The following is a 404-nucleotide window of genomic DNA, read 5'->3' as shown; positions in this document are numbered from 1 at the left end:
CTTTCGTTAAACGACTTATCTCCTATTCGCCATTACGACCATTCGCCGGCGGCCTTCTGATCGCAGTGGCAGTGTGGGCGCTTGGTAGCAACCATTACACCGATGTCGATAAGTACATCGGACTGGGGATTCCGAGCATCGTCCAATCCTTTCAAATGCCAATGGCTCCTTGGGACTGGCTTGGAAAGATGTTGTTCACCGTTGTCTCCCTNTTCGGCATGCTGGCTGGTATCGGTTTTGTCGCTGTCTTCGCTGGTGCAGCTAATACGCCACTGGCAACCATTGTCATGGCCATGGAGCTCTTCGGGCCTGAAATTGCTCCGCTTGCAGCCATTGCCTGTATCGCAAGTTACCTCGTATCCGGGCATACCGGGATCTATCACGCCCAGCGCGTCGGTCACAGC

1 protein-coding gene is annotated in these 404 nt (G+C 54.3%); it reads left to right on the top strand.

All coding sequences use genetic code 11. The features are described 5' to 3' along the window. Nucleotides 1-404: chloride channel protein (locus tag AO388_RS05755; RefSeq protein WP_177343124.1), on the top strand; the 404-nt coding region annotated here is incomplete at both ends.

This window comes from Pseudomonas sp. ICMP 10191 (assembly GCF_001467335.1).
GTDB lineage: Bacteria > Pseudomonadota > Gammaproteobacteria > Pseudomonadales > Pseudomonadaceae > Aquipseudomonas > Aquipseudomonas cerasi.
Note: the sequence above shows the minus strand (reverse complement) of the source record. Positions and strands in the feature narration are given on the sequence as shown.